Below are 24,589 nucleotides of genomic sequence, written 5' to 3' on the forward strand. Positions count from 1 at the left end.
TTTTATTGCTTCTTCCATCTGAAAACCTCTTTGCCAGCTTTACCCATTATTCCATCATCCTCCCAGATAAAATCATAAAATACAATTTCATCACCTGCAAATTTGTAGCCGTAGGTCTTTGTTTTGTCGCTATCCTTTTTGCCAAAATCTATTAAATCAATATTTGTTTGAGTTGTTATATAATCTGCCCAGACTCTATAGGTTTCATATCCCTCCATGCCAAGGAGTTGATTATCTGATCGTAGCTCGATTGTTTTTCCATTGGAATTGTATTTCCCTATCCAGAATTTTTTCTCTATAAAACCAACCGTATTAACCTTTTTAAAACTTGTGTTTTCTAATTTTAAAGTTGATTCATCAACATTTCCAGAATATTCTGGCGTCGGTTTCTCTTCATAGATATTAAACAGCTCAAGTCTATCGCCTTTTTTCACTCTAAATGCCGAGCCTTCGTGGAAATTCCAGACCATATTAGCTGTATCAGCAGTCGTGTTAAATGATACCATCACTGTATCGGCATATATTTTCGCTTTCAAGGGGGATTTCGTTTGCTCGAGTGTCTCCAAATAACGTGCATTTACCCAGATAGTATTTCCTAAATCAGATTTACTGACATGAGCAATCGAAATAGTAGCTGATGAGTCAGGGATTTCATTCTCTGATTTAGATGACTCTTTGGTACAAGATAAAGTGCCAAAGCCTAAAGTTAAAAGAATAAGGATTTTTTTCATTCTTTATAATTGTGAGGTAATATTTATTTAATAATTTCAATTCTTTCCCCTAATCGTAAAACTCTATAAGGCGTGCCGTACTCATCTGCCTGGGCTACAAAGTTTTCCGGGTCTTCTGTATTAAACTCAAATAAGTGATAATGATGGGGGATAACCAATTTTGCTTCAATCTCTTTGCCTAACCTCGCCGCTTCTTCAAAATTTAGATTTCCTGCTACTTTGCGTTCAGGTTTATTGCCGTTGATTGGTAAAAAAGCAATGTCTACTTTAAATGGCTTTAAGATTTCTACCATACCTTCATACCATAGAGTATCACCTGAATGATAAACTTTGTATGAGCCAAATTCGGCTATAAAACCCATATATTTCAATTTCCCAGCTTCATCTCTTTCCATTTCATTGTGTGCCGCCGGAACTCCATAAAGCTTGAAAGGGTAAACTTCAATATGCTCATTATCATTCAGGCATACAAGAAAATCTTCATTACATTTAAGTCTCTCTGCCACAAATTTCCGGTTAGCTTCTGGAATTACCATTATAATAGTAGGATTTCTGTCGAAAATCGGTAGCAGGGTGTCAGCATCTAAATGGTCGGTATGATTGTGTGATGAGGTCACCACATCAATCATATCTAATTCATTGGGGGCTATCACCAACTCGCTTATGCGTATGTGCGGTTTATCGGTATTGGCATATTTTTTTGTCAACGCATCTGAGAGATATGGGTCAAAAAGCAAGTGTTTGCCATTGTATTGAATTAAAAATCCGCTTTGACCTAACCACCAGACTCTGAAACCTTCGGTCTGATGAATAGAACTTCTGATGTCATTTAATAGTTGCTGGTCTTTCTGAAAAGCTTGAATCATAGTCTTTAAAGTTTTTCGTATCCTTCAACAGGTTTCCAGTCAGATTTTGGTTCAAAATGATGCCATAATAAAGCACTTACCTTGCGTAACAATTCATAACCTTCATTTTCCCGCACCCAGGATTCATCTTTCTGGTTTTTAGTTATTATACTATACACATATTCGCCACGAGGCGCATGCACTAATACTGTTTCAGAACGAGAACGATTGACCGCTCCATTTTTAGTAGCTACTTTCACATTTTCAGGTATTTGAGAAAGTCCTTCCTGGTCCCAGAACTGCCGGCCAAGGTTACGATACATTCGATCCGAATAAGCTCGTGAAATAATTTTCCCCTGTCTTATCATAGTTAACAAATTCGCCATTTCTCTCGGAGAGGTTTGCCCCCAGCCATATTTAGTTCGATTTACCTCTCTGCCAGGTGTTCTTGAATTCATTCTTGTATTCTGAAACCCAAGAGAATCTAATATGGTGTTGATTCGCGTGCCACCACCAGATAAAGCCTGTAACCAAAGGCTACCAGTGTTATCACTGACGGTACACATAAGCATCATTACATAGCTTAGAGGAATTCTGGTACTGTCTTTCAGAGAACCTACAATGCCATCATCATAGTGTAAAGAATCTCTGTAAACTAATTCTTGTTCATACTTTAATGCTCCCTGCCTTATTTTATCAAACGTACCAATCATAATTGGTATTTTAATCATACTGGCAGTGGGAAAAACCGTATCGGCATTGATAGCTACAAATTTATTGGTTTTCAGATTACGGACATAAATACCCACATCTCCGTTAAAACCTTTTAGAACCTCCTGAAGTTTAGTTTTGAGTTTCAGGTCTTCTTTTAAATTCTGAGAAAAAGTAAAAGAAGGAGTACTGAGAATAATTAATAAGCTAATGAAGTGTAGTTTTTTTTTCATAGGGGTATAGTAAAGCCACGAATATAGGAAATTTTCCGTGGCTTTGGTAATACAGTTGTATGGATATTCTTTTTTTAGTCACAAACATATTTAAGGTTTTATCTTGGCTTCATACACCTGTTTTTCCTTTGGTGTAATATCGGCCAGCATGTATATATCTTGATTCGTTATTTTCATTTCATCAAGTGCATCTACCATATTTTTATAATTTGAGTCATCTGAGGGTTTGATGATAACTGTAAAGTTTTCGATTATTTTTGCTTCTTTTCTTTTTTGAAATATCAGTTTTCGTAGCTCCAGACCGTAATTTATTTCGCTAAGTAGACTTATATTAAGTGCATCAGCGTTTTTCTGATGCCAGAAAATTTTATCATCCTTTCCGAGAATAAGCGTTAGTGTATTACTTTCTTTCATGATTGGCGGCTTGCCATTCTTATCAGGCATATTCAGCTTCATGATAAATGGTTTACTAAAGACGGTCGTAAACATGAAGAAAGTAATCAACAAGAAGCCCAAATCAACCATAGGGGTCATGTCTACCCGTGCTACACGGGAGTTTGTAGTAATTTCTGCCATTTTTGTAAGAGTTTAAATTGAACGAAAGTTGATATTTAGATATGTGTCTAAATAATATATTAATTGCTTAAATAGATTTTATTTTTGAGATTAACAATTAAAACTTTAGCTTGTCCTCATATACTTGCTGTACATTAGATGGAATATCAGCTAATACATATCTATCTTGTTTTGTAATTGTCATTTCATCTAATGCATCCACTAAATTCTTATAATTTGACGCGTCAGTAGCATAAACAATAACTTTAAATCGGTATTCATCTGGTGCTTCCTTTCTCCTTTGAAGAATTAATTTCCTCAATGCCAAACCATAGCTTATTTCTTTAAAATTTTCAGAGTTTAATTTTGCTTCATTATCATACCAAAAAACTCTATTGTCTTTTCCAAGAACCAGATGCAAAAACGGATTATGGAGGAAACAACCAATAACCTCGTGACCTGAACTTCTATTCGAAGGCATATTCAGTTTCATCATGTTTGGTTTAGCAAGATAACTGCTAATCATAAATGAAATGATAAGCAGAAACCCTAAATCAACCATAGGTGTCATATCTATGCGAGGCGTATCATTATTAGAATAAATTTTAGTCATTTTTGTAAGAGTTTATTTGAACTAAAATTAATATTTAGAAATATGTCTAAATATCTAAATAAAATTTTACTTAACAAATAAATTTGGGAAAATTTTTTATTGCGGTGCCAACCGAGCGACGGTTGCCGCCCGTTTGCAGCATTATAGAATTTGTAAAACTTCGAGATTATAATTAAGAAGCAAATGCCTGCATTTTTTCAGACACTAAAATTTCTTTTCCTTTAATCCCTTTTTGAGCCAGGTCAAGCATAGCATTAGCAACAGTCTCTCCCTTAATCGGTTTATATTTATCTGGAATCAGGAAATCAAAAGTTTTCATAAGAATAGTAGCAAAACCTTCACCAGAACGTGATTCTGTACGCTCGCCTAAAAGTAGTGAGGGACGGAAGATAATTAAGGCAGGGAAATGTAAATCACTGAGGGCTTTTTCGATTTCACCCTTTACCCGATTATAATAAAATACTGACTTCTCATCTGCCCCCATAGCCGTAACAATAAGATATTGCTTGGCCCTGTTTTGCAAAGCAGCTTTAGCTATTTCAAGCGGGTAGGTAAAATCAACTTTATAGAATGCTTCTTTTGAACCCGCTTGCTTCATTGTAGTGCCCAGACAACAGAATATATCATCTGCCACAACCAATGACTTATCGAAATTATTAAAATCTATGATAATCTGTTCAAGTTTGGGGTGTTGAAAATCCAGAGGTTTCCGAACTAAAACCTTCACTACTGAATATGTAGCATAATTCAATATTTTTTGCGTAAGCTGTAGGCCAATCAATCCGCTGGCACCAACTATTAATGCAGTCTTCATAGCATGAATATTAGAATAAAGATTATCTCCGTTTATTGAAATCGACAACTCTATAACTTATCAGTTTTTCTGAACGGGCAGTTACTGGTTTATGGTATATAAATATTTCGTAAGTATTTTCTGTTTCAGCAAAATTTCCTTCAAAAGCTACCTCATCTGGTTTATTATCTTTCATTAATACAAAATCGTAATTATACACCCCTTGTTTCAGTTGAATCGTAGCCGTGTAACCCCCAAAATTATTATCATAAGCCATTTCATTGAGTTTATCAAGATGCCAGTTATTAAAACTGCCATTTACATATACTTTTTCATCAGGGTTCAACTCTTCACTTTTCAGGCCAAAAGTCATAAAAATATAATCGGCTTCGGTCTCAGCCTTATTCCCTTCACGATTATCAATGACATACATTCCATCAAAATCATTTGACTCAATATAAGCGGTTTCGCTCCTGTCTCTTTGTGGAGAAACCCACATATCATCTTCCTTCCCTCTTAGAATTTTATCGATAAAAAGCCCTCGGTTATATGTACTTCGCGAATCAAAGAAACGGTACTCGTTTGCTCCGGGAAAGACATTTTCATCATCAAAAAAACGAAAATCTAATTGATTGGTCGAATTATTGATACTAAATGGCTTTAAGTTTTTTACAACTTTATCCCAACGGTAGTTCTGTCGTATGATAATTTTAAATTCATCACGCGGAGACATAACTCTATACGCCCCATAGTTTACTTGTAAGTCAATCTGCTGATGGGTTTTATATTTGGCAGGATTCTGTGCCTGACGTACCGTTGCCATTGAACTAACACCATTTTCATACACCATAAACCTATGGGAAAGAATAATATCATCTCGACGGCGATCTCTCCAGACTACAACCAAATAATTGCCAGAAAGCAACATTTTTGGCAATTCAATCTTGTAATGATAAAAAGGTACTTTGGTATTTTGTGAAACCTGATAATCATTAATAATGAGGTCGTTGTATTCGGGCATATATTCAATTTCTGAAAGCACTGATTGCTTCCAATCCATACCACAATGCAGAATTTTCACGTGAAATTGCTGGTAAGCAGCATTTAATTCATCAAATTCAAGCCACAAATTATTATTATCATTCAATTGAACAACGGGTGGATTCAGACTTTTGGCAGGGTCAGATGCATTCCCGAGTAATGGATACAACTGTACAGATTTTATATTTGGCTCATAAGTGGCATCTTCAAACCGAAGCTGCTTGGTGGTTTGAGCAGAAAGCCAATGTAAAGGGAATAGAAAAATAATTAAAAGGATTTTCTTCATATCAGTCTTGAACTGTTTTTGAATTGTCTTGGAACTATGATTTACCTGATTAAATGATTTTAATGATAAATTATTGTCTATTATCTTTAATGAAGTGATAGTATAGGAGATAATGGTTGCGTGAATTGTTCAATTATATCTCAATAATTAGTTAATCAGCGAAATCCTTTAATCAGGTAACTCACAGTTCAGGATAGGTCATTTATCTTACAATATCTGCCCATCCTGCATTACCAATTTTCTATCCGACATATCGGCCAGATGCTCATTATGGGTAATAATGACAAAAGTCTGATTCAATTTCTTTCTCAATTCAAAAAATAAATGATGTAATTCCTCAGCGTTTTTGGAGTCAAGATTACCACTTGGTTCATCGGCAAAGACAACTGCCGGAGAATTAATCAAAGCTCTGGCCACAGCCACACGTTGTTGTTCGCCCCCCGATAATTCGGAAGGAAAATGCTTTGTTCTTTCACCTAAACCTAATAAAGTTAATAATTCAGTGGCGCGTTTTTCCACTGCTTCTTTATCTTTTCCATTGGTGCGGCTCTGCTGAATCCATGCCGGAATGCACACATTTTCTAAAGCTGTAAATTCTGGCATCAGGTTGTGAAACTGAAAAATAAAGCTGATTTTTTCGTTGCGAAAGCGAGCTAATTCTTTGTCTTTCAACGAACTATAATTTACACTACCCAATAATACTTCTCCCGAATCAGCTTTGTCAAGTGTCCCTAATATATGTAGAAGTGTAGTTTTTCCCGCACCAGATGCCCCTACAATGGATACAATTTCACCCTGATTTATTGTGAGATCAATACCTCTTAATACTTGCAGATTTCCGTAGCTTTTGCGTATATTTTTTGCTTGTAACATATCATTTTTTTAGTGATTCCTTAGAATCTTCTAACCTTTTCTATGAATTTCAATATTCCTCTAACTATTTGAAAAATCGTTAACCATCATTTAGCAAAGTAAGTGATATTTGATTGATAATTAATAATTGTTCACTAAATTAGCGCAAATTTTATAACCTCTAAAATCACTTTACATGAACGTTCACGAGTATCAAGGTAAAGAAATACTAAGCCGTTATGGTGTACGAATCCAACGTGGGATAGTTGCCGAAACCCCTGAGCAGGCTGTTGCTGCTTACAAGCAAATTTCTGAAATGACTAATTCAAAGTTTGCGGTGGTTAAATCACAAATACATGCAGGTGGACGTGGAAAAGGTAAAATTGTAGGTACCGAACAACGTGGTGTGCAATTAGCTAAGTCTGCTGAAGATGTAGAGCGTATTTCTTCTAACCTATTAGGAAATGTTTTGGTTACGATTCAAACCGGAGACGCGGGCAAAACTGTTAACAAAGTACTTGTAGCAGAAGATGCGTATTATCCGGGTGATAGCGAACCTAAAGAATATTATATGGGCATTTTGCTCGACCGTACAAAAGCCTGCAATGTAATCATGGCCTCAACCGAAGGAGGTATGGACATTGAAGAAGTAGCAGAACATCACCCTGAAAAAATCATTAAAGAATGGATTGACCCTCGTGTGGGTTTACAGGCATTCCAGGCTCGTAAAATCGCTGATAAATTAGGTTTGACAGGTGAAGCCAATAAAGAAATGGTGAAATTTGTAGGTTCCTTATACAAAGCGTATGTTGAGTCTGACTCATCAATGTTTGAAATCAATCCGGTTTTAAAAACGTCAGATAACAAAATCTTGGCAGTTGATGCGAAAGTGAATCTGGATGATAATGCATTATATCGCCACCCTGATTTGTCACCAATGCGAGATAAAGCTGAAGAAGATCCATTAGAAGTTGAAGCGTCTGAAAGTGATCTGAACTATGTAAAATTGGATGGTAATGTAGGTTGTATGGTAAATGGTGCGGGTTTGGCTATGGCCACTATGGACATTATTAAATTGTCTGGTGGTGAGCCGGCTAACTTTCTTGACGTTGGCGGTGGTGCAAACGCTAAAACAGTAGAGGCAGGCTTCAGAATCATTCTGAAAGACCCGAACGTAAAAGCAATTCTGATTAATATCTTTGGTGGTATCGTTCGTTGCGACCGTGTGGCAACAGGAGTGGTAGAGGCCTATAAAGCCATTGGAGAAATCCCGGTGCCTATTATTGTTCGTCTACAAGGAACCAACGCTGCCGAAGGCGCCAAAATCATCAATGACTCTGGCTTAAAAGTTTATTCTGCAATTTTATTAAAAGAAGCTGCTGAATTGGTTGAGAAAGTTTTGAAAGAAGCGTAAGAGCTTTTATATGTTTAAGAGATTGAGTGAATCGGTGAATGAGTGATTTTATTATTAATTTAATCACTCATTCACTAACTCACTCAATTTTTTTAGTCCTTGTGTGCAGCAGCTGTCTTCTGGCAACAACTTGGTAAAGCATCATGTGCTTTTTGATCTGCCACTACTTCATCAGCATCATAACCGATTTTTGAGATGGCGTTTTTAATCTTCTCAGGACTGGTCTTCTTAGGGTTATAGGTAACTGTAACCACTTTATCATCTAAATTCAGGTTTGAACCTACAATGCCTTTAGTCACACCTAAGTCTCTTTCAATACGCTTTTTGCACATACCGCAGATAGCTGAAGTTTTCAGTTTTACTTCTGCCGTTTTAGGTGGATCTTCTTTCGTGAATCCGCTGAAAATAGTTGCAAAAAACAGAATAAATACGATGTTTTTCATTTTGTGTATTGTTTAGTTATTTAAAACGATTATTCTCTTAAAACAATTCCGTTAGGATTTACACCCACAGGAATATCAGTTATTTTTTCATGGGTGGCAGTATTAATTACCGATACAGTATTGCCTTTTTGATTCACTACGTAGGCTATTTTTTCATCTTTTGAAAAGGCTAACGCATGGGCATCATCATTGGTAATAAAACTCGACTTCAGTACCCATTTATTAGCTTTTCTTTCAAAATAGGCTACTTTATTATTCCCCGCCTGACAAACCCAGAGCTCATTCAGACTTTTATTGTAAGCGATTTGCCCGGGCTTAAAATCTAAATTAATGTAATCGTCTTCCGATGCGTTCAAGGTTTCCGGATCAACTATGTCTATTGTATTAAGATTCTTGTTTTCTACATAAATTCTTCCATCACTAACCGACCACACGTTTGTTGGAAATGGGGCGACTTTAATGAACTTCTCGACTTTCTTTAATTTTGTATTTACTGCTACAATAAAACTACTTTCGGCCAACGCAACAATGGCATAATCGCCATTTTTTGTAAAAACCACTTCAGACGGATCTGCCCCTAAGGGAATGACTGCTTTCTGAATACCGGTATTAGCATCATAAACGTACATCTCACCAGAATGATTGGCAGATGCAGTCCATATTTCCGTATTATCTGGTGAGAATACTGCATTGAAATTGATTTTCTCTAAGGGTATTTTTAATAAGCTTTTCCCATTGAGTGCATCTATCACTGCAATTCCTCCTTTTTTGTCTGTTGCCTGATGTAATAAATCATGGCTTAAGGTGAAATCAAACTCAGGTAAAGCAACTGAAAGCTTTTTGCTGTCAGGCGAAAGCTGGATATGGTGAGGGAATCTGCCTAAGTCTGTTAATTGAATGATTTTCTTAACAACCCTTTCATTTAAATCAATAATTGAAACTGTATTACTACCACCATTTACTACATAAGCTGCTGGGAAATCAATATTTTCTGATTTTATTTCCTCCTTGGGTTTACAAGAAAAAACCAGCAGTATTAAAGAATATGAAAATGCCTGATAAATATTCATTCTATAATTTATTACTTTTTCATTTTTAACGCTTAATACCTTTTCTATGGTATGGGAAAAGTATTAAATTACACCCCCTAACTTGTACCTTGTTCCAAAATAAATAATTCTACCTATTACCGGCCCCCACGCACTGCCGGCGTCAAATCTTGTTCCGAATGGAGTTTCGGGTGTAACAATAGGATCTTTTTGTCTGAAATTATTCAGGTTCTCACCGCCAAGGTATAAATCCCACCGACGGAACGAACGAGAAACCTGGGCATTAATATTAATAAATGCAGGAGCATATTTAATAGGCATACTTTCATAGCTTGTGTGCTGATAGTTCGGTGATAGATTAGGTACACGACGAGTACCGTTATACTGAACGGTGAAATCCCACTTCCATTTATCATAAGGTAAGGCATATCCCACATTAAATAATACACGATCTCTTGGTATAAACATTTTTCTGATTGTTATACTCTGATTATAAGGCTTGCCAAGTGTATTCCAAACATCTGTATATCTGTAGGCAACTTTAAACTCCAGGCGATTGATGGGCGATAAATTCAACTCAATCTGCGCTGAATTGGCATAGTTTAGTTTTGAATTCCAGCTACTGGTTGAATTATAGAAATACAGAAATTGTGGATGTTCGGTATCTGCAATTAGCTGATTAACAAAATTGGTTCGATACATATCAATAATCAAACTTGATTTACCAAAATGTTTTGTATAGCTAATGCCAAAGTTCCAGGTAATCTCAGGTTTGATTCTATCCAAAAATCTCACCGTTCTTGAACTGACAAGATTACCGAAATACTCTGCAAACGGGTTTGGTGTTCTGAATCCTTTACCGGCTGAAAGTCGCAATGCATTATCAGGATTGAAATTATATAAAAAATGAAGACGTGGCGTGAAAATCGCACCATAGAGATTATGGTAATCGGTTCTCGCTCCTGCAACAGCGGTAATTTTATCTAAATATTTATAAGTATATTCAAAAAATGCTCCCGGAACAACCTCTGTTCTGGTCATGAGAGTATCGGCAAATCGTTCACGATAATCATCGTATAAGAAACTAATACCTGTTTTATAGGTATGATTAGTATTGCCGATAATATCCTGATAAATCAGATTACCATAAATCGTATTTTGTCTTCCATCATAAGGTCTGAAACCAAACTTTGACTTTGAATCATGAATAACACCATTCAGGATTAATCCTAAGCCTTTATAAGGTTTGTTCTGAAATAATTTAGCTGTTTTAGAAAAAAGCTCAATTCTGTTTGTATTGTTAGTAAAACGATAGATAATATCATCCAGAGCCAGAGGATTCTTGATTATCTGCCCGCCTAAACGATTTTCATGCAAAAACTTAATCCCAAACTGTGCCATCATTTTATCAGATTCGTATTTCCAACGATTGATGAAGTTCGCTTGGGTGTATTTTGGTAAATCATAAAAATTGTCATGGTTTTTATCAATGCTACTTTGTAAAGTTGATCCATGAGTCAATAATCCTACCGACCATTTAGGTTTACCGTTTTCAGATTTTAGTATTTTAGCCAGATTCAGATTTACTTCTCCACGACCTAAGCTATTTACATAGGTATTCAGATAAACTCTTTCAGAAATATCAGGTTTTTGTAACTCTACATTGAGTTGCCCGGTCATTGATTCATAACCATTGATAATTGAGCCTGCTCCCTTACCCACATCAATTGATTGTACCCATGTTCCAGGAATATAATTTAACCCGAAAGTTGTAGCTAAACCTCTCAGAGAAGGTACATTTTCAACATTCATCTGCACATAAGTGCCGGCCAGGCCTAATAATTGAATCTGTTTCGCACCTGTTACGGCATCTGAATAACTGACTGATACTGAAGCATTGGTCTCAAAACTTTCAGAAAGATTACAACAGGCAGCTTTTGCTAAGGCTTTGGAAGTGATAATCTCGGTCTGATGTGGCGATAACCTGTCTATAGCAGTTGAACCACTTCTTACAACCACTTCCTGCAACTGATTTTCAGATTTCAGATACACTTTCAAGTCTGTTTCATTATTGATATTTAATGTATCAGATTTGTAACCGACAAAACTGATAATTAATTGATTGGATTTAGTGCGGGGAATCGAAAACTTACCCTCAATATCTGTTTGTGTGGCCACTTTTGTACCTAACCAATGCACCGTTGCGCCAACGATAGCTTCTTCTTTAGCATTAGAATTGTCAAGCACTATTCCGGTTACGTTTTGAGCAAAAACTGAAGTTGTGAACAAAACCAGTGCAAAGCAGATAATTTCCTTTATATATTCTTTTAAACTTTTCATTTGCTGAGATTTTTTGAAAGCGTCATTCTTTGCTGCTTCTGATTATTGGGTGTCAGTAAACGAACAGCATAAATGCGGCCATCCCAACCATCAATAAATCTTCAATAATAGTAACAGTGCTCATAGGTAGGTTAAAAACAGCCCCTAAACACGCACAACGTATTTTTTTCTTATCAAGCACACTTTGAATAACACCAATAGAACTAAAACCCATTACGACAATAGTCGCAATATTAGTTGCTTGCGGCTCAAAATTTATCAGATATGCTATCCCTAAAGCTAACTCAATAAAAGGATAGACAAAACCATATACAGGAATTTTCATGGCCAATAAATCATACATGGCATAACTTTCTGCAAAGCCTTTTAAATCTAAAAACTTAAAGAAAGAAAAGACCAGAAAGAAGCCAGCCATGAAGTGATTCATGAATTGCATGCCCATAAAATGCTCTAACCCATAAATATTGGCATGAAAAGAAGTCAGAACTGATGTTACGGAAATGAATGCAAAAATCAATAATAATGGCTTGTAGGTGGCAAACCAGCTTTTGGGCAATTCTTCTACAAAAGTAGTTGCATATACTGGTGTAATAACTTTTTCAGTAATACTGTATTTGGGATATGGTTTTAATGCTTCCTGAAATTTTGTAACAGGAATATGTTTTTCCATTTCGATCGTTGCTGTATTATGAGATTTATCAGGTGTAACTGATTTTACACCTTCAATATTTCCTAATACATGCTGTATCTTGTATTCGCATGCCTCGCAGGTCATGCCTGTAACTTCATATGTATGTGTCATTGTTCTTAATATTTAATAAGACAAAGGTAGGAGAGTAGCACCACCCGTACGTTACAGAATTTTATACGAGACTTACATGATTTTTGACAGCATCAATTGAAAGACGGGTATTCTGGTTATTTCGTTTGAATTCAGTTGGAGAAATACCTTCGACCTGCTTGAATTGATTTGATAGATGCGCTACGCTACTATAATCTAATGACCATGCAATTTCAGAAAGACTTAACTCGCCGTTGAGCAATAATGCTTTTGTACGCTCAATCTTTTGAGCGATAATGTATTTTTCAATGGTTGTTTTTTCAAGTGAGGAAAAAAGATTGCTTAAGTAGGAGTACTCATAACCAATTTTCCTGACAAGAAAATCAGAAAAATTTTGTGAAGCAGGTTTTTCACCTTTGTTATGGTGAATTTCATTAATAATTAAATGCTTGATGCGCTCTATAATAGAAGTCTTATGGTCTTCTATCAGCTCAAAACCTTCTTTATTCAGAGCATTTTGTATAAGATCATATTGAATAGCATCACCTGTTAAATGAATCGTAGCAATACCCAATTCAACTTTTGATACACTAAAGCCAATCTTTTCAAGCTCCTCTTTTACAACACGCACACAACGGTTGCAAACCATATTTTTTATTAATAATTGCATCGATATTTTGTTAAATAGTGAGAGATTTAACCGCGGGAAAGGCAGTATAAACACAAAAACCCCAAATCAAATGATTTGCGGAAATTCAATTATTTAACAATATCAGATTAAGAAAGATTGATTGGCGGTAATAATATCTCGTCCATCGGGTTCAGGTGGAGAGGCACTATTGGCTAAAGATGAGCTCTGGCTATCAAAAATGGTTTCAATAATAGTTTTTACCATTTCATGAATAGTAGCCTTAAACCAGTCTAATGTACTTTGTGTGAATTTGGCAACAAGTTGAGAGGCAGAAGAAGAGTATTCAACATTTTCGTATTTTTCTTCTTCAGTACAACAAGAAGATTTTTTAATAGTAGCATTCTTGTGATTGAGCGGGAAATGCCTTGCGTCTTTTGTAGTACAACATAAATCACCTTTTTTGTGGAGAGAAGTACTTTTCCCTTTCACAATACATGAATGTTCAACAAAGCCAAAGCCTGTGCTACTAAGCAGTACAATTACTGCCATCATAACGTTGAACAATCTGAATAATGCTTTTTTCATTATTGTATGAGTGAATTACGTACAAATGTATGTAATCGGAATGAGACTTCCAAGTTAAACTTGCAATATTTAAGCCAAACGGCTCCCGTCAGGGACTTTTCTTTCAGACTCTGCCAATATTACTGAGCCACCATCTAAAATAAAACCTGTGGTAAGTACCTCTGACATAAAGTCGGCGATTTGCCGTGGTAGGAAGTTGGTTACACAAATCACCTGCTTGCCTACTAATTCTTCTTTGGTATAAAAAGTTGTAATCTGTGCCGATGAGCGTTTGATGCCTATTTCCGGCCCGAGATCAATCAATAATTTATAAGCAGGCTTGCGAGCCTTTGGAAAATCATCTACCTGAATGATGGTTCCGGCTCTTAATTCTACTTTTTCAAAATCCTGCCAACTGATGATCTCTTTTTCCATAATTAATACTCATTTTCAAATTTACTCCACAAGGCAATTGCTTTATCCTGTATTATTTTAGGAAGGTTCTTAAAGGCTGAATCAGGGGCCATTTCTTTCGGAGTCTTAAATTCCTCAATTACCATTTTCCCTCTTATGGCTGCTTTATGTCCATTTTCTAAAACCATTAATTTTAACCCAGAAGGGCTTACATCGCCTTTGCAACCTGTTTTATAAAGAAAAATAATTTCGGCGTAACCATTATTGTCCAGATCACCAACTGTAAAAGAGTCTGTAAATAGACTCAATTGATTATCTACCGGACAATCTCTTTCAAAATCGGTGATTTCCCTCAACATTTTTAGCTCTGCTGATCTACCCTCTACAAAATGTTCTACCCACAATTTTCTGGTTGTATAATCGTCTTTGGTATTTTCTTCAGTAGTAGCTATGAGATAGTTCAGCCCGTTTTTATCTTTGAACTGAATAGTCTTTACTACTTCAACACCAAGGATATTGAATTTTTTCATGGTTTCAGCCGGAATATTCTGGACTGAAATCTTTTGCGCAAAGGTGTTGATGCCTATAGCTGTAAATAAAATAGAATAGATGCTTGTTTGAACAACGATGGGTAATCTCATTAAATATAAATAATTATTCAATAGTTGCTGCTTCACAAATGTAAGTCGGAATAATACCCGAACTCCTGATTCGCACTTCAGCATCTTCTGATTGTGTATTGCCTGTTAATACCAAAACGGTATCGAGCCCGAATTTATTTCCACCAAGAATATCAGTATGGAGGGTATCACCAACCATTAATATATCTTTTTTTTCAATATTTGCAGTTTTAATATGTTCATAGGCAAAAATAAACATTTGCGAATCTGGCTTTCCAAATCCAACAAATTGCTTGCCCACGATAGCCTCAATCATTTCTGATAATCCGCCCATCGCAATGGCAATTTCTTTTTTTGATACCGGATAAGTGGCATCGGTATTAGCCACTATCACCGGAATATTCTTTCTCCGAAGCAGGTTTATCGTTTTATTCAGGTCCGTTTTCCAGTCGAATCCCTCATCATCTAAAAATGCCAGAGCCTGAATACCTGTCAGGTCATTGATATCAAGTTCGCTAATCGGAACAGCTTCCAGCCCTAAAGTTTCTATATAATAAGCAGAGTCATCAGTTCCTAAAAATACCACTTTCCCGCTTTTAACTTTTTGTTTTAGATAATCCATTGCTAACATACCTGACGAAATAATATTGTCTTGGACAATATCACTGATACCAAGGTTGTGATAAGAGTCCGCTAATTGTCGGGGTTTCCTTGAAGCATCATTGGTCAGAATATAAAATTCTTTATTGGTTTCTCTCAGATACTGGAATGTCTTTTCAACGCCGGGAATCAATCCATTATAGTTTTTAAGTACGCCATAGGCATCAAAAAATATGACTTTATAGTTGGCAACTACTGATTTGAAATCATGAATCTGCATGTATATTAAAAGGCGGTTTGGTTAATTTTGTTATATGTTTAAAGCATTCAGTATTTTTTCGGCGTCAAACTCTTTTTCAATAGATGGGAAATATATATCATAAGCCTCACGCTGTAGTTTGATTGCATAGGTCCGATGGAAAAAGTAGCGGCCATATTTTATTACATAATTCAAAATAAAAAAGCGATAGGCTTCTTTCATAAATCGCACTTCATTTTCAGTCAACGGATATACCTTATGGTATTCCTTCAAAAATAGAATGAATCGGTCTTCCATTAATGGTCCAATATAATAACTGAATACCGTTCTGTCGCCAGCATCAGAAACAACCCGGCTGAAAAAATAAAAATCCATTACGCGGTAACTGATTCGGAACCAGTCGTAATCCCATCTCGAATAAAGTTCTAAATTCTTGGTGACCGAAAAATTTCCAATGTTCCAGTCCATAAACACAGGCATTGTTTCCACATTTTTAGCTACTAATCTCTGTCGGTTCTCTAAAAATATCTCACATTGTTCTTTCAGGTCATCAATATGCATACGATGTTCAAATTGTCCTACTTCTGTATCCAAAATATTCAATAAATCTTGTATGTCCGAACGTAAAGTTTTAGAGGCTTTTGGCAAAACTGTGCTTACTCTTGCACAGGCTTTATGAAATCTGGCGACTTCAGTTCCTAATTTTCTGATATGATCTTCGTCCAAACGTCGAGGAAGACGATGCAGATTTCTGATAGGATTATAAAAAACCACCCACGCATCAATAGCCCCTTGCTGAAAACGATAGGTATATACTTCGTTATCTTTAACCAACGATTTAGCGAGCACGTTTTCAAACGGATACAATAAATTATTGGCCAGGGCATGTATAATCTGATGGTCTTCTTTGAAATGCTCGTATGTGCCAAAATAAGATAATTTAGCAATGATTATATCGTCATTATCAAACTTTACCCTGAAAACGTGATTAGTTGAAACCTTGGCACTGATGTCTTCAATTTTTTCAATGGTTTTAGAATTGTCGAAGTTAGCCCAGGCTAATTTTATAATGGTCGGATAGTCTATAAGTCTCATATTTTAAGGCAAAACATCTATTTTTTCTTGGTTACTTCTTTATAGGCTGTTTGTAAAGCATCTTGTAAAAACTCTTTCTCTAAACTCATCAATTCAAATAATGTCCAACCTTGTTTCCCCCATTTGTTAGGCACAGGATACACAATAGCTTTATTAAATGAACAAAAAACAGATTGATCAATTTCAGAGAGTTTCAAACACACACGTTTGTCAAACGTAGAATAAGTAGCAAAGATTTTTTTCTTTGCCCGGAACGATGTTTTTTCAAAATGCGGTTGCTCAGTTGTATCAGGAAACGAAAGCGCCATTTCTCTAAGTGTTGCTTCATCTACCATAGTCCGAAACGAATATTTTTAAGATACCCAAAGATAGGATAAGAGTTTGCTATTTAAAAGAGATACAGGATAGTAGTTTTTTAGTGCTTTGGTGTATAATCATAAAAAAACTTGTGTGAGTACCATTTTTTGATGATATTCGGGAGCATTTTTATTAAGATGAGCATAATGAGTTTTCAGAGATTAACCTGGGTAGGTTTGATTATAGCATTCAGCATAGCTGTATCTTCTATTTACCTTTTCAAAAGGGAGAAGATAAGCTATAATGCTGAAATACGCCCTATTTTCAATAAAAAATGTATTGTTTGTCACGGAGGTGTAAAAAAAAGCGGAGGTTTCAGCCTGCTTTTCAGAGAAGAAGCCCTTGCTAAAGCCAAATCAGGCAAATTTGCCATTATTCCTCATGATGCAAGTGGCTCGGAATTAATGAAACGCCTGAAATCACATGATGTTGAAGAACGTATGCCATTGGAAGCTGAGCCATTAAGTAATGATGAAATCAGTAAAATAGAAAGATGGATTAATGAGGGAGCTAATTGGGAAGACCATTGGTCTTATATCAAACCTGATAAATCAATAAGTCCGCCAAAGGTTAGCGATAAATGGGTGGCAAATGATATTGATAAATTTGTATTGGATAAATTGAATCAGGAAGGATTAAAACATTCTCCAGAAACTGATAAAACGGCTTTGTTGAGAAGATTAAGTTTAGACTTAATTGGCTTGCCACCAAGCATTGAAGAAACTCAGGCATTTCTGAAAGACAATAGCCCTAATGCTTACGAAAAACAAGTTGATCGACTTTTAAAGTCTTCGCATTTCGGGGAGCGTTGGGCAACCATGTGGCTTGACCTTGCCCGCTATGCTGACTCAAAAGGGTATGAAAAAGACCTGGATCGAAGTATCTGGCAATACCGCGATTGGGTAATCAGGGCATTCAATGAAGATATGCCTTTCGACCAGTTTACAATTCAGCAACTTGCAGGCGATTTACTGCCAAAATCAAACAGTATCACGGCTAAAGAAATTGAAAACAGGTTGATTGCCACAGCTTTTCATCGAAATACGATGGCCAATGATGAAGGAGGAACCAATGATGAAGAGTTCAGAAATATGGCTCTATTAGATAGAGTTTCAACCACATGGGAGGTTTGGCAAGGAACAACGATGGCCTGTGTGCAATGCCATAGTCATCCTTATGATCCTTTTCGTCATAAAGAATTTTACCAGTCTTTTGCATTCTTCAATAATACACAAGACAGAGATTTATATAATGATAAACCTTTGCTAAAAACCTATGCTGTCGAAAAAGAACAGGAGGTAAGAAAATTATTAACCTGGTTGAAGAATGTTGAAAAGGATGCTGCGCCAATTTCGCCAAATATCCCCTTAGACAAGCAAAGGCAGGATTATCTGAAAAAAATGGGCATCTACCGCATAGAGGCCGAAGAATTTGATAGTGCCAGTAGGCATATTGAATTGTGGAATAACCAGAAAACCATTATGCAGACTACTGACGGAGCTTATACCGTATATGAAGATGTGGATTTGACTGGTGTCTCGCAAGTTACTTACGGCTATCAAAGTGGAGCAGAAAATCTATTTATAGAAATGCGTTTGGGGAGCTCAGAAGGAGAGTTGATTAGTAGAGTTGAGACCAAATGTAGTGAAGAGACCGTCAATGCAGGTTGGTCAAGATGGAGTCGTTATACTACTTCAACGGGGAGTGTAAAACCCACTAAAGGATTACACGATGTATATCTGGTATATAAAAAAGGGAAGAATTTCTGGACAGACCTGATTCATTTAGACTGGATAGATTTTCAATCTAAAAACCCATTGAAGAACAGCTATCCGAAGTCATTCAGGGACTCTTTAGATAGATTAGCAAAAGTAGAGAGTATTGGGATACCGGTTCTTATAGAAATGAATCCAAACAGGGCTCGAAAAACTCATGTTTTTATCAGAGGAAACTGGACGGCGCACGGAGATGAAGTAAAACCTGCTGTACCGGGTTCATTGCCGGGTATGAAGAATTTCCCTGCTAATCGTTTAGGCTTTGCAGAATGGTTGGTGAGTAAGGATAATCCATTAACCGCGCGCGTAATGGTCAATCGTTTTTGGGAGCAATTATTTGGAAATGGTATCGTAGAGTCTTTAGAGGATTTCGGAACGATGGGAGCAAAACCTACTCATCCTGAACTATTGGATTGGCTGGCAGTAAAGTTCATGGAAGAGCAGAACTGGAGTGTAAAGAAACTGTTGAAATTGATGGTGATGTCAGCAACTTACCGACAATCAGAAATTGTGAGTAAAGAGTTATTAGAAAAAGATCCTCGTAATCTATTTTTAGCAAGAGGACCTCGGGTAAGGTTATCCTCAGAACAAATCAGAGATCAGGCACTATTTGTAAGCCAGTTGTTAAATGAAGAAATGTATGGGCCAAGTGTTCGGCCACCAAACCCGACAGATGATAGCTGGAGAAATGAGCCTAAGAAAAACCTTTTCAGAAGGGCAGTTTATACCTATTGGCGCCGGACGAATCCTTATCCTTCAATGATTACGTTTGATAGCCCTCAAAGAAATGTTTGTACATCACGGCGTATCCGAACAAATACACCTTTACAAGCTTTAACGACTCTTAATGATACAGTTTATTATGCAGCTGCTCAGAATATTGCCTTGAAAATGAAACAGGTGCCGAGCAAAAGAATAGAAGAGAAGTTGAAAGTTGGGTATGAATATCTTTTCCAAAAAGCACCATCTGATGACAAGACGAAACTTCTCTATCAGTTGTATCAGGAGGCTTTGCTTGATTTAAGTAAAAAAGAAAAAGGTGAACCAGAATTAGGGGCTTTGACACTCACTGCGAATGCCATGATGAACTTAGATGAATTTCTGACAAAATGAAAAGAATATCAGTAGCTGAAGAAGCTTTTTTTGACGAAGCAAAATTTAATACCCGAAGGCATTTTCTGAAACAATGTACTTCTGGTTTAGGTGGTCTGGCGATTTCATCCATCTTAGGAGGCTGTTTAGGAGAATCATCTAAGCCACCAATTGACGAAAATCCCTTAGCCGTAAAACCTGCGCATTTCAGTCCAAAGGCTAAAAGGATTATTTTCATGCACATGGAAGGCGCTCCTTCTCAATTGGAACTATTTGATTATAAACCCGAGTTGGCAAAACTGGATGGCCAGCTTTGTCCACCCTCATTATTAGAGGGGAAAAGATTTGCTTTTATTAAAGGTGTCCCTAAAATGCTTGGCCCGCAATCAACCTTTCAGCAATACGGGCAGTCAGGCAACTGGTTTTCGGATTATTTCAATTATTTACCTAAGTTGTCTGATGATCTGACTTTTCTGAAGGCGATGCACACCGATGAGTTTAACCATGCTCCCGCACAATTATTTATGCACACGGGTGCATCAAGAGTAGGCAGGCCAAGTCTTGGTTCATGGATTACCTATGGTTTAGGCTCAGAAAATCAAAACCTGCCTGGGTATGTTGTATTGGTTTCCGGGTCTGAACCAAGCGCGGGAAAATATTTATGGGGAAACGGATTTTTGCCATCGGTTTACCAAGGCGTTCAATGTCGTTCAAAAGGTGATCCGGTTTTGTATATCAATAATCCAGGTGATATTGACAGCAGTTTAAGGAAAAAGTCCATTGAGACCATTAATAAAATCAATGAATTAACCTATCAGGAAATCGGTGACCCGGAGATTCTGACTCGCATTTCACAATATGAATTAGCCTATCGGATGCAGGCAGAAGTACCTGGCACGATGGATATTTCAGGAGAACCAGCTTACATACACGAAATGTATGGTACCCAACCCGGCAAAGCCAGTTTTGCCAATAACTGTCTATTAGCCAGAAAATTGCTGGAAAAAGGGGTAAGAGTTGTGCAATTATTCGACCGTCGTTGGGATAATCATGGTACAGATGCTGGGAGTGGCGTAGATATTGGCTTACGGAGGAATGTAGAATATGTAGATAAACCTATCTCTGCTTTGATTTTAGACCTTAAACAAAGAGGCTTATTAGAAGATACATTAATTGTATGGGGTGGAGAATTTGGCAGAACCCCAATGATGGAAAATAGGGCAGGAGATAATAATACCCCGTTTAAAGGCAGAGACCACCATGTAGACGCCTTCACCATGTTTATGGCAGGTGCAGGCCTGAAAAAAGGCTATTCGCATGGAGAAACCGATGAGATAGGTTATTATGGGGTAAAAGGTAAGACTCATATCCACGATTTACAGGCCACTATTTTACACTTGATGGGCTTTAATCATGAAAAACTGGTGTTCCCATTTCAGGGTAGAAATTTCAGGTTGACCGATGTGGCCGGAAAGGTGATAAATGAGGTTTTGGCGTAAGGAAAATTGAAAAATTGCTAAGGACTAAATAATTAATTTTACTAAAGGCAAGTGTCGAAAATGAAAAGAGATTTTATTATTTTTTTCATGTTGAGTACATCTATATTCGCATTTAGCCAAAATAATAAGAATGCAAAAACGGAAATATTTTTTTCGCACTTCCCAATAATTAAACTACCTAAAACGTCGGATGAACTTTATAGTATTTATCAGAAAGATTTCAGTACTGGCGACCCGGGTAAAAGAATAATTGATTTAAAATTTGCCAAAGCATATATATTTAATGCTACAAGCGAGAGAAAATTAAAGGATTTAGGAAATATTTTCTGGTATGAATATTTAGGAAAAGTTATTAAAGCAAAATACACGGTTTTGTTCGTAATGGAGAAATATAATCTGGAAAGTAGAATTTTTATGTTTATTTTTTCCAATCAAACAAAAACGAAATTGAGTCAAACACTAATTGCTTTTAATGAGCCTGTAAATTTAAGTAGGGTAGATTCAAAATTGACAGCTAATATGTCTGTGGATATAGAGTACGTGATTTCATTAGAGCTTGAAGAAAAACCACTTAAAAGTAAGAATTATTTCTACATTTCGCATAATAAATTAAAATACAATATTGATGAGAATGGAATTATCGAGAAAGTATCAGAGCAAGGTAAAAAAAGGGTTTTGGCTACTCATGACAATCAAACGGGTGAAATAAAGTATCCTGTAACATTCCAAAAAAGCTTTAATGAATAATTCCATAAAATTAAAAGCCTGTCTACAATAGTATTGAGACAGGCTTTTTATATGATTTAGACTTGAATTTATTTCAAACTACCCACCATATCCTCAGGTTTTACCCATTCATCAAATTCTTCTGATGTCAGATAACCTAATTTAATAGCAGTTTCTTTTAAAGTACTACCATTTTTATGAGCTGTCTGAGCAATTTCTGCTGCTTTATAATATCCAATTTTGGTATTTAAAGCGGTTACCAGCATCAAAGAGTTGTCAACGTGTTTTTTGATATTTTCTTTCAATGGCTCGATTCCAACTGCACATTTATCATTAAATGACACACAACCTTCTCCAATCAAACGAGCTGAATGTAAGAAGTTGTAAATCATTACCGGTTTAAATACATTCAACTCAAAATGCCCCATGGCACCACCTACGTTGATCGCTACATCATTACCCATTACCTGGGCTGCAATCATGGTTAATGCCTCACATTGGGTAGGATTAACTTTACCCGGCATGATAGATGAACCCGGTTCGTTATCAGGAATAAAGATTTCTCCGATACCGGCACGAGGGCCAGATGACAACATTCTCACGTCATTGGCTATTTTCATCAGGCTTACCGCAACTGTTTTCAAAGCACCATGTGCTTCTACAATGGCATCGTGTGCTGCCAGTGCTTCAAATTTATTTTCTGCTGTAACGAATGGAATACCAGTCAGATTAGCAATATTCTTAGCTACTGATTCAGAATAGCCTGCTGGTGTATTGATACCTGTACCAACCGCAGTACCACCCAAAGCTAATTCTGAAAGGTGAGCCAGAGTATTCTTAATGGCTTTTAAGCCGTGGTTTAATTGAGAAACGTAGCCGGAAAACTCTTGCCCTACAGTTAACGGTGTCGCATCCATAAAGTGAGTTCTGCCAATTTTCACTACATTCATAAATGTCTCTGATTTCTCGGCAAGTGTATCACGTAGTTTTTCAATACCCGGTATAGTCGTCTCAATCAGCATTTTATAGGCAGCAATGTGCATCGCTGTCGGGAAGGTATCATTTGACGATTGCGATTTGTTTACATCATCATTCGGATGTAAAAATTTGGCTTTATCTCCTAATTCACCACCTTGCAATACGTGCCCACGATACGCAATTACTTCATTACAGTTCATATTCGATTGTGTGCCCGAACCCGTTTGCCATACAACTAGCGGGAACTGGTCATCTAATTTACCTTCAAGAATTTCCTGACAAACTGTACCAATCAAATCTGCTTTTTCTTTAGGTAATACACCTAATTCATGATTCGTCAAAGCTGCGCCATGTTTCAGGTAAGCAAAAGCTTTGATGATTTCCTTAGGCATTTTATTAATATCCTGAGCAATTTTAAAGTTTTCAATAGAACGTTGTGTTTGTGCACCCCAATAAACATTAGCAGGTACCTGAACCTCACCCATCGTATCTTTTTCTATTCTGTATTGCATAGTTTTTATGAATTAGATAATGTATTTGAAAGAAATTTGCTGCAAAAGTAAATCAGAAAAAGACAGGCTGTTAGTTTTTTTTGCTTTTTATTCGCAATTAATTATAAAAAAAGCATGACTTAACGTCATGCTTGAGAGTATGCTGTAAGCTAATACTTTGGTAGTTAAAGTTTATCACTAAACTTAGAAAATAGAACAATAAAAGAGATGTTTTCAGTGTCTTACTGAAATAATTCACTCTTTATAAATGTGAAAAATTTAGTTTAACCTGAATGGTGCAATTAAACCGAATTCAGGAATCTTGACTCTGAATTTTTTCCCATCAACCAAACGTTCCATGACATAAGAACCTGTCATTTTACCTATAGAAGATTTAAGGCTACAGCCTGAGATATACTCATGACTTTCGCCTGGTTCTAAAATAGGAGTAAGCCCAACAACACCTTCGCCTTCTATTTCACGAACAGTCGCATTTGAGTCGAAAATTATCCATTTTCGTCTTTGTAATTGCACGGTGTTGTCGCTGTGGTTTTCAATTCGGATTCTGTAGCTAAAAACAAAGTGTGACTGATAAGGGCTCGAATATTCTGGTTGATATTCAGTTAGCACACTAACCCTTACGCCCTCAGTTGATGCCGTAATTGTGGTCATAATTTATAGTAGATTCATCTTAGGCAAGATGTAATGCCTGTGTATTTTTTAACAATTTGGGAAATCGCACTGTAAATTAACAAATTAATATTATAATTGAAGTAATAATTGTGATTTTTTTTTGAAAAA

At 36.5% G+C, this 24,589-nt stretch carries 25 protein-coding genes; 4 read left to right on the plus strand and 21 right to left on the minus strand.

Annotated elements, in window-relative coordinates; all coding sequences use genetic code 11:
- Window positions 1-2: 2 nt before the first annotated feature.
- The 8 genes from H1R81_RS05715 to H1R81_RS05750 all read right to left on the minus strand — a co-directional run bounded on the left by H1R81_RS05715 (window position 3) and on the right by H1R81_RS05750 (window position 6,681).
- On the minus strand, window positions 3-731 hold the full coding sequence (locus H1R81_RS05715) for a hypothetical protein (RefSeq protein WP_181839699.1): 729 nt from the start codon (window positions 729-731) through the stop codon (window positions 3-5).
- Between the two features lie 23 nt (window positions 732-754).
- A complete protein-coding gene (locus H1R81_RS05720) occupies window positions 755-1,597 on the minus strand; it encodes an MBL fold metallo-hydrolase (RefSeq protein WP_181839700.1) in 843 nt (280 codons plus the stop codon).
- A 5-nt stretch (window positions 1,598-1,602) separates the two neighbouring features.
- Window positions 1,603-2,520, minus strand: a complete 918-nt coding sequence (locus H1R81_RS05725) for a serine hydrolase (protein ID WP_181839701.1) — start codon at window positions 2,518-2,520, stop codon at window positions 1,603-1,605.
- A gap of 90 nt (window positions 2,521-2,610) precedes the next feature.
- Entirely contained in the window at window positions 2,611-3,096 is a 486-nt protein-coding gene (locus H1R81_RS05730) for a biopolymer transporter ExbD (RefSeq protein WP_181839702.1), read from the minus strand.
- 97 nt (window positions 3,097-3,193) lie between these two features.
- Complete coding sequence (locus H1R81_RS05735) at window positions 3,194-3,688, minus strand: biopolymer transporter ExbD (RefSeq protein ID WP_181839703.1); 495 nt, start codon at window positions 3,686-3,688, stop codon at window positions 3,194-3,196.
- A 172-nt stretch (window positions 3,689-3,860) separates the two neighbouring features.
- Window positions 3,861-4,502, minus strand: coding sequence for an oxidoreductase (locus H1R81_RS05740; RefSeq protein WP_181839704.1), 642 nt, complete (start codon window positions 4,500-4,502; stop codon window positions 3,861-3,863).
- A 22-nt stretch (window positions 4,503-4,524) separates the two neighbouring features.
- On the minus strand, window positions 4,525-5,808 hold the full coding sequence (locus H1R81_RS05745) for a type IX secretion system plug protein domain-containing protein (RefSeq protein WP_181839705.1): 1,284 nt from the start codon (window positions 5,806-5,808) through the stop codon (window positions 4,525-4,527).
- Window positions 5,809-6,015: 207 nt separating this feature from the next.
- Window positions 6,016-6,681: an ABC transporter ATP-binding protein gene (locus H1R81_RS05750; protein ID WP_181839706.1), complete on the minus strand. Its 666-nt coding sequence runs from the start codon at window positions 6,679-6,681 to the stop codon at window positions 6,016-6,018.
- A gap of 175 nt (window positions 6,682-6,856) precedes the next feature.
- Between H1R81_RS05750 and sucC the strand changes: the two genes are divergently transcribed.
- Window positions 6,857-8,074, plus strand: a complete 1,218-nt coding sequence (sucC, locus tag H1R81_RS05755; protein ID WP_181839707.1) for an ADP-forming succinate--CoA ligase subunit beta — start codon at window positions 6,857-6,859, stop codon at window positions 8,072-8,074.
- Window positions 8,075-8,166: 92 nt separating this feature from the next.
- On the opposite strand, the gene H1R81_RS05760 is transcribed toward sucC, so the two are convergent.
- The 11 genes from H1R81_RS05760 to H1R81_RS05810 form a co-directional block, all read right to left on the minus strand.
- The gene (locus H1R81_RS05760; protein ID WP_181839708.1) at window positions 8,167-8,517 is read right to left on the minus strand and encodes a heavy-metal-associated domain-containing protein; all 351 of its coding nucleotides are present in this window, start codon (window positions 8,515-8,517) and stop codon (window positions 8,167-8,169) included.
- 29 nt (window positions 8,518-8,546) lie between these two features.
- Window positions 8,547-9,587: a YncE family protein gene (locus H1R81_RS05765; protein ID WP_181839709.1), complete on the minus strand. Its 1,041-nt coding sequence runs from the start codon at window positions 9,585-9,587 to the stop codon at window positions 8,547-8,549.
- A 63-nt stretch (window positions 9,588-9,650) separates the two neighbouring features.
- Window positions 9,651-11,906, minus strand: coding sequence for a TonB-dependent receptor (locus H1R81_RS05770; protein WP_181839710.1), 2,256 nt, complete (start codon window positions 11,904-11,906; stop codon window positions 9,651-9,653).
- Between the two features lie 52 nt (window positions 11,907-11,958).
- Window positions 11,959-12,708, minus strand: coding sequence for a heavy-metal-associated domain-containing protein (locus H1R81_RS05775; RefSeq protein WP_181839711.1), 750 nt, complete (start codon window positions 12,706-12,708; stop codon window positions 11,959-11,961).
- 61 nt (window positions 12,709-12,769) lie between these two features.
- On the minus strand, window positions 12,770-13,357 hold the full coding sequence (locus H1R81_RS05780) for an AraC family transcriptional regulator (protein WP_181839712.1): 588 nt from the start codon (window positions 13,355-13,357) through the stop codon (window positions 12,770-12,772).
- A gap of 102 nt (window positions 13,358-13,459) precedes the next feature.
- Entirely contained in the window at window positions 13,460-13,903 is a 444-nt protein-coding gene (locus H1R81_RS05785) for an HYC_CC_PP family protein (RefSeq protein ID WP_181839713.1), read from the minus strand.
- Between the two features lie 69 nt (window positions 13,904-13,972).
- Window positions 13,973-14,317 carry a tRNA-binding protein gene (locus H1R81_RS05790; RefSeq protein ID WP_181839714.1) on the minus strand — a complete coding sequence of 115 codons (345 nt, stop codon included), beginning with the start codon at window positions 14,315-14,317 and terminating at the stop codon, window positions 13,973-13,975.
- 2 nt (window positions 14,318-14,319) lie between these two features.
- A complete protein-coding gene (locus H1R81_RS05795; RefSeq protein WP_181839715.1) occupies window positions 14,320-14,937 on the minus strand; it encodes a M949_RS01915 family surface polysaccharide biosynthesis protein in 618 nt (205 codons plus the stop codon).
- 13 nt (window positions 14,938-14,950) lie between these two features.
- Window positions 14,951-15,796, minus strand: coding sequence for an HAD-IIA family hydrolase (locus H1R81_RS05800; protein ID WP_181839716.1), 846 nt, complete (start codon window positions 15,794-15,796; stop codon window positions 14,951-14,953).
- 30 nt (window positions 15,797-15,826) lie between these two features.
- Entirely contained in the window at window positions 15,827-16,870 is a 1,044-nt protein-coding gene (locus H1R81_RS05805; protein ID WP_181839717.1) for a hypothetical protein, read from the minus strand.
- A 17-nt stretch (window positions 16,871-16,887) separates the two neighbouring features.
- Window positions 16,888-17,205 (minus strand): MmcQ/YjbR family DNA-binding protein, encoded by a 318-nt coding sequence (locus H1R81_RS05810; protein WP_181839718.1) that lies wholly within the window; start codon window positions 17,203-17,205, stop codon window positions 16,888-16,890.
- A 168-nt stretch (window positions 17,206-17,373) separates the two neighbouring features.
- Between H1R81_RS05810 and H1R81_RS05815 the strand changes: the two genes are divergently transcribed.
- The 3 genes from H1R81_RS05815 to H1R81_RS05825 are packed head-to-tail and all read left to right on the plus strand — an operon-like array spanning window position 17,374 to window position 22,340.
- On the plus strand, window positions 17,374-20,115 hold the full coding sequence (locus H1R81_RS05815; protein ID WP_181839719.1) for a DUF1553 domain-containing protein: 2,742 nt from the start codon (window positions 17,374-17,376) through the stop codon (window positions 20,113-20,115).
- Complete coding sequence (locus tag H1R81_RS05820) at window positions 20,112-21,593, plus strand: DUF1501 domain-containing protein (RefSeq protein WP_181839720.1); 1,482 nt, start codon at window positions 20,112-20,114, stop codon at window positions 21,591-21,593. The genes H1R81_RS05815 and H1R81_RS05820 overlap by 4 nt, the downstream gene beginning before the upstream one ends.
- Before the next feature lie 60 nt (window positions 21,594-21,653).
- Window positions 21,654-22,340: a hypothetical protein gene (locus H1R81_RS05825; protein WP_181839721.1), complete on the plus strand. Its 687-nt coding sequence runs from the start codon at window positions 21,654-21,656 to the stop codon at window positions 22,338-22,340.
- 68 nt (window positions 22,341-22,408) lie between these two features.
- Here H1R81_RS05825 and fumC read toward each other — a convergent pair whose 3' ends face one another.
- Window positions 22,409-23,809: a class II fumarate hydratase gene (gene fumC / locus H1R81_RS05830; protein ID WP_181839722.1), complete on the minus strand. Its 1,401-nt coding sequence runs from the start codon at window positions 23,807-23,809 to the stop codon at window positions 22,409-22,411.
- Between the two features lie 258 nt (window positions 23,810-24,067).
- Window positions 24,068-24,460 carry a Co2+/Mg2+ efflux protein ApaG gene (gene apaG / locus H1R81_RS05835; protein WP_181839723.1) on the minus strand — a complete coding sequence of 131 codons (393 nt, stop codon included), beginning with the start codon at window positions 24,458-24,460 and terminating at the stop codon, window positions 24,068-24,070.
- Window positions 24,461-24,589: the final 129 nt, after the last annotated feature.

The sequence above is a fragment of the Emticicia sp. BO119 genome (genome assembly GCF_013912375.1).
Classification (GTDB): Bacteria; Bacteroidota; Bacteroidia; order Cytophagales; family Spirosomataceae; genus Emticicia.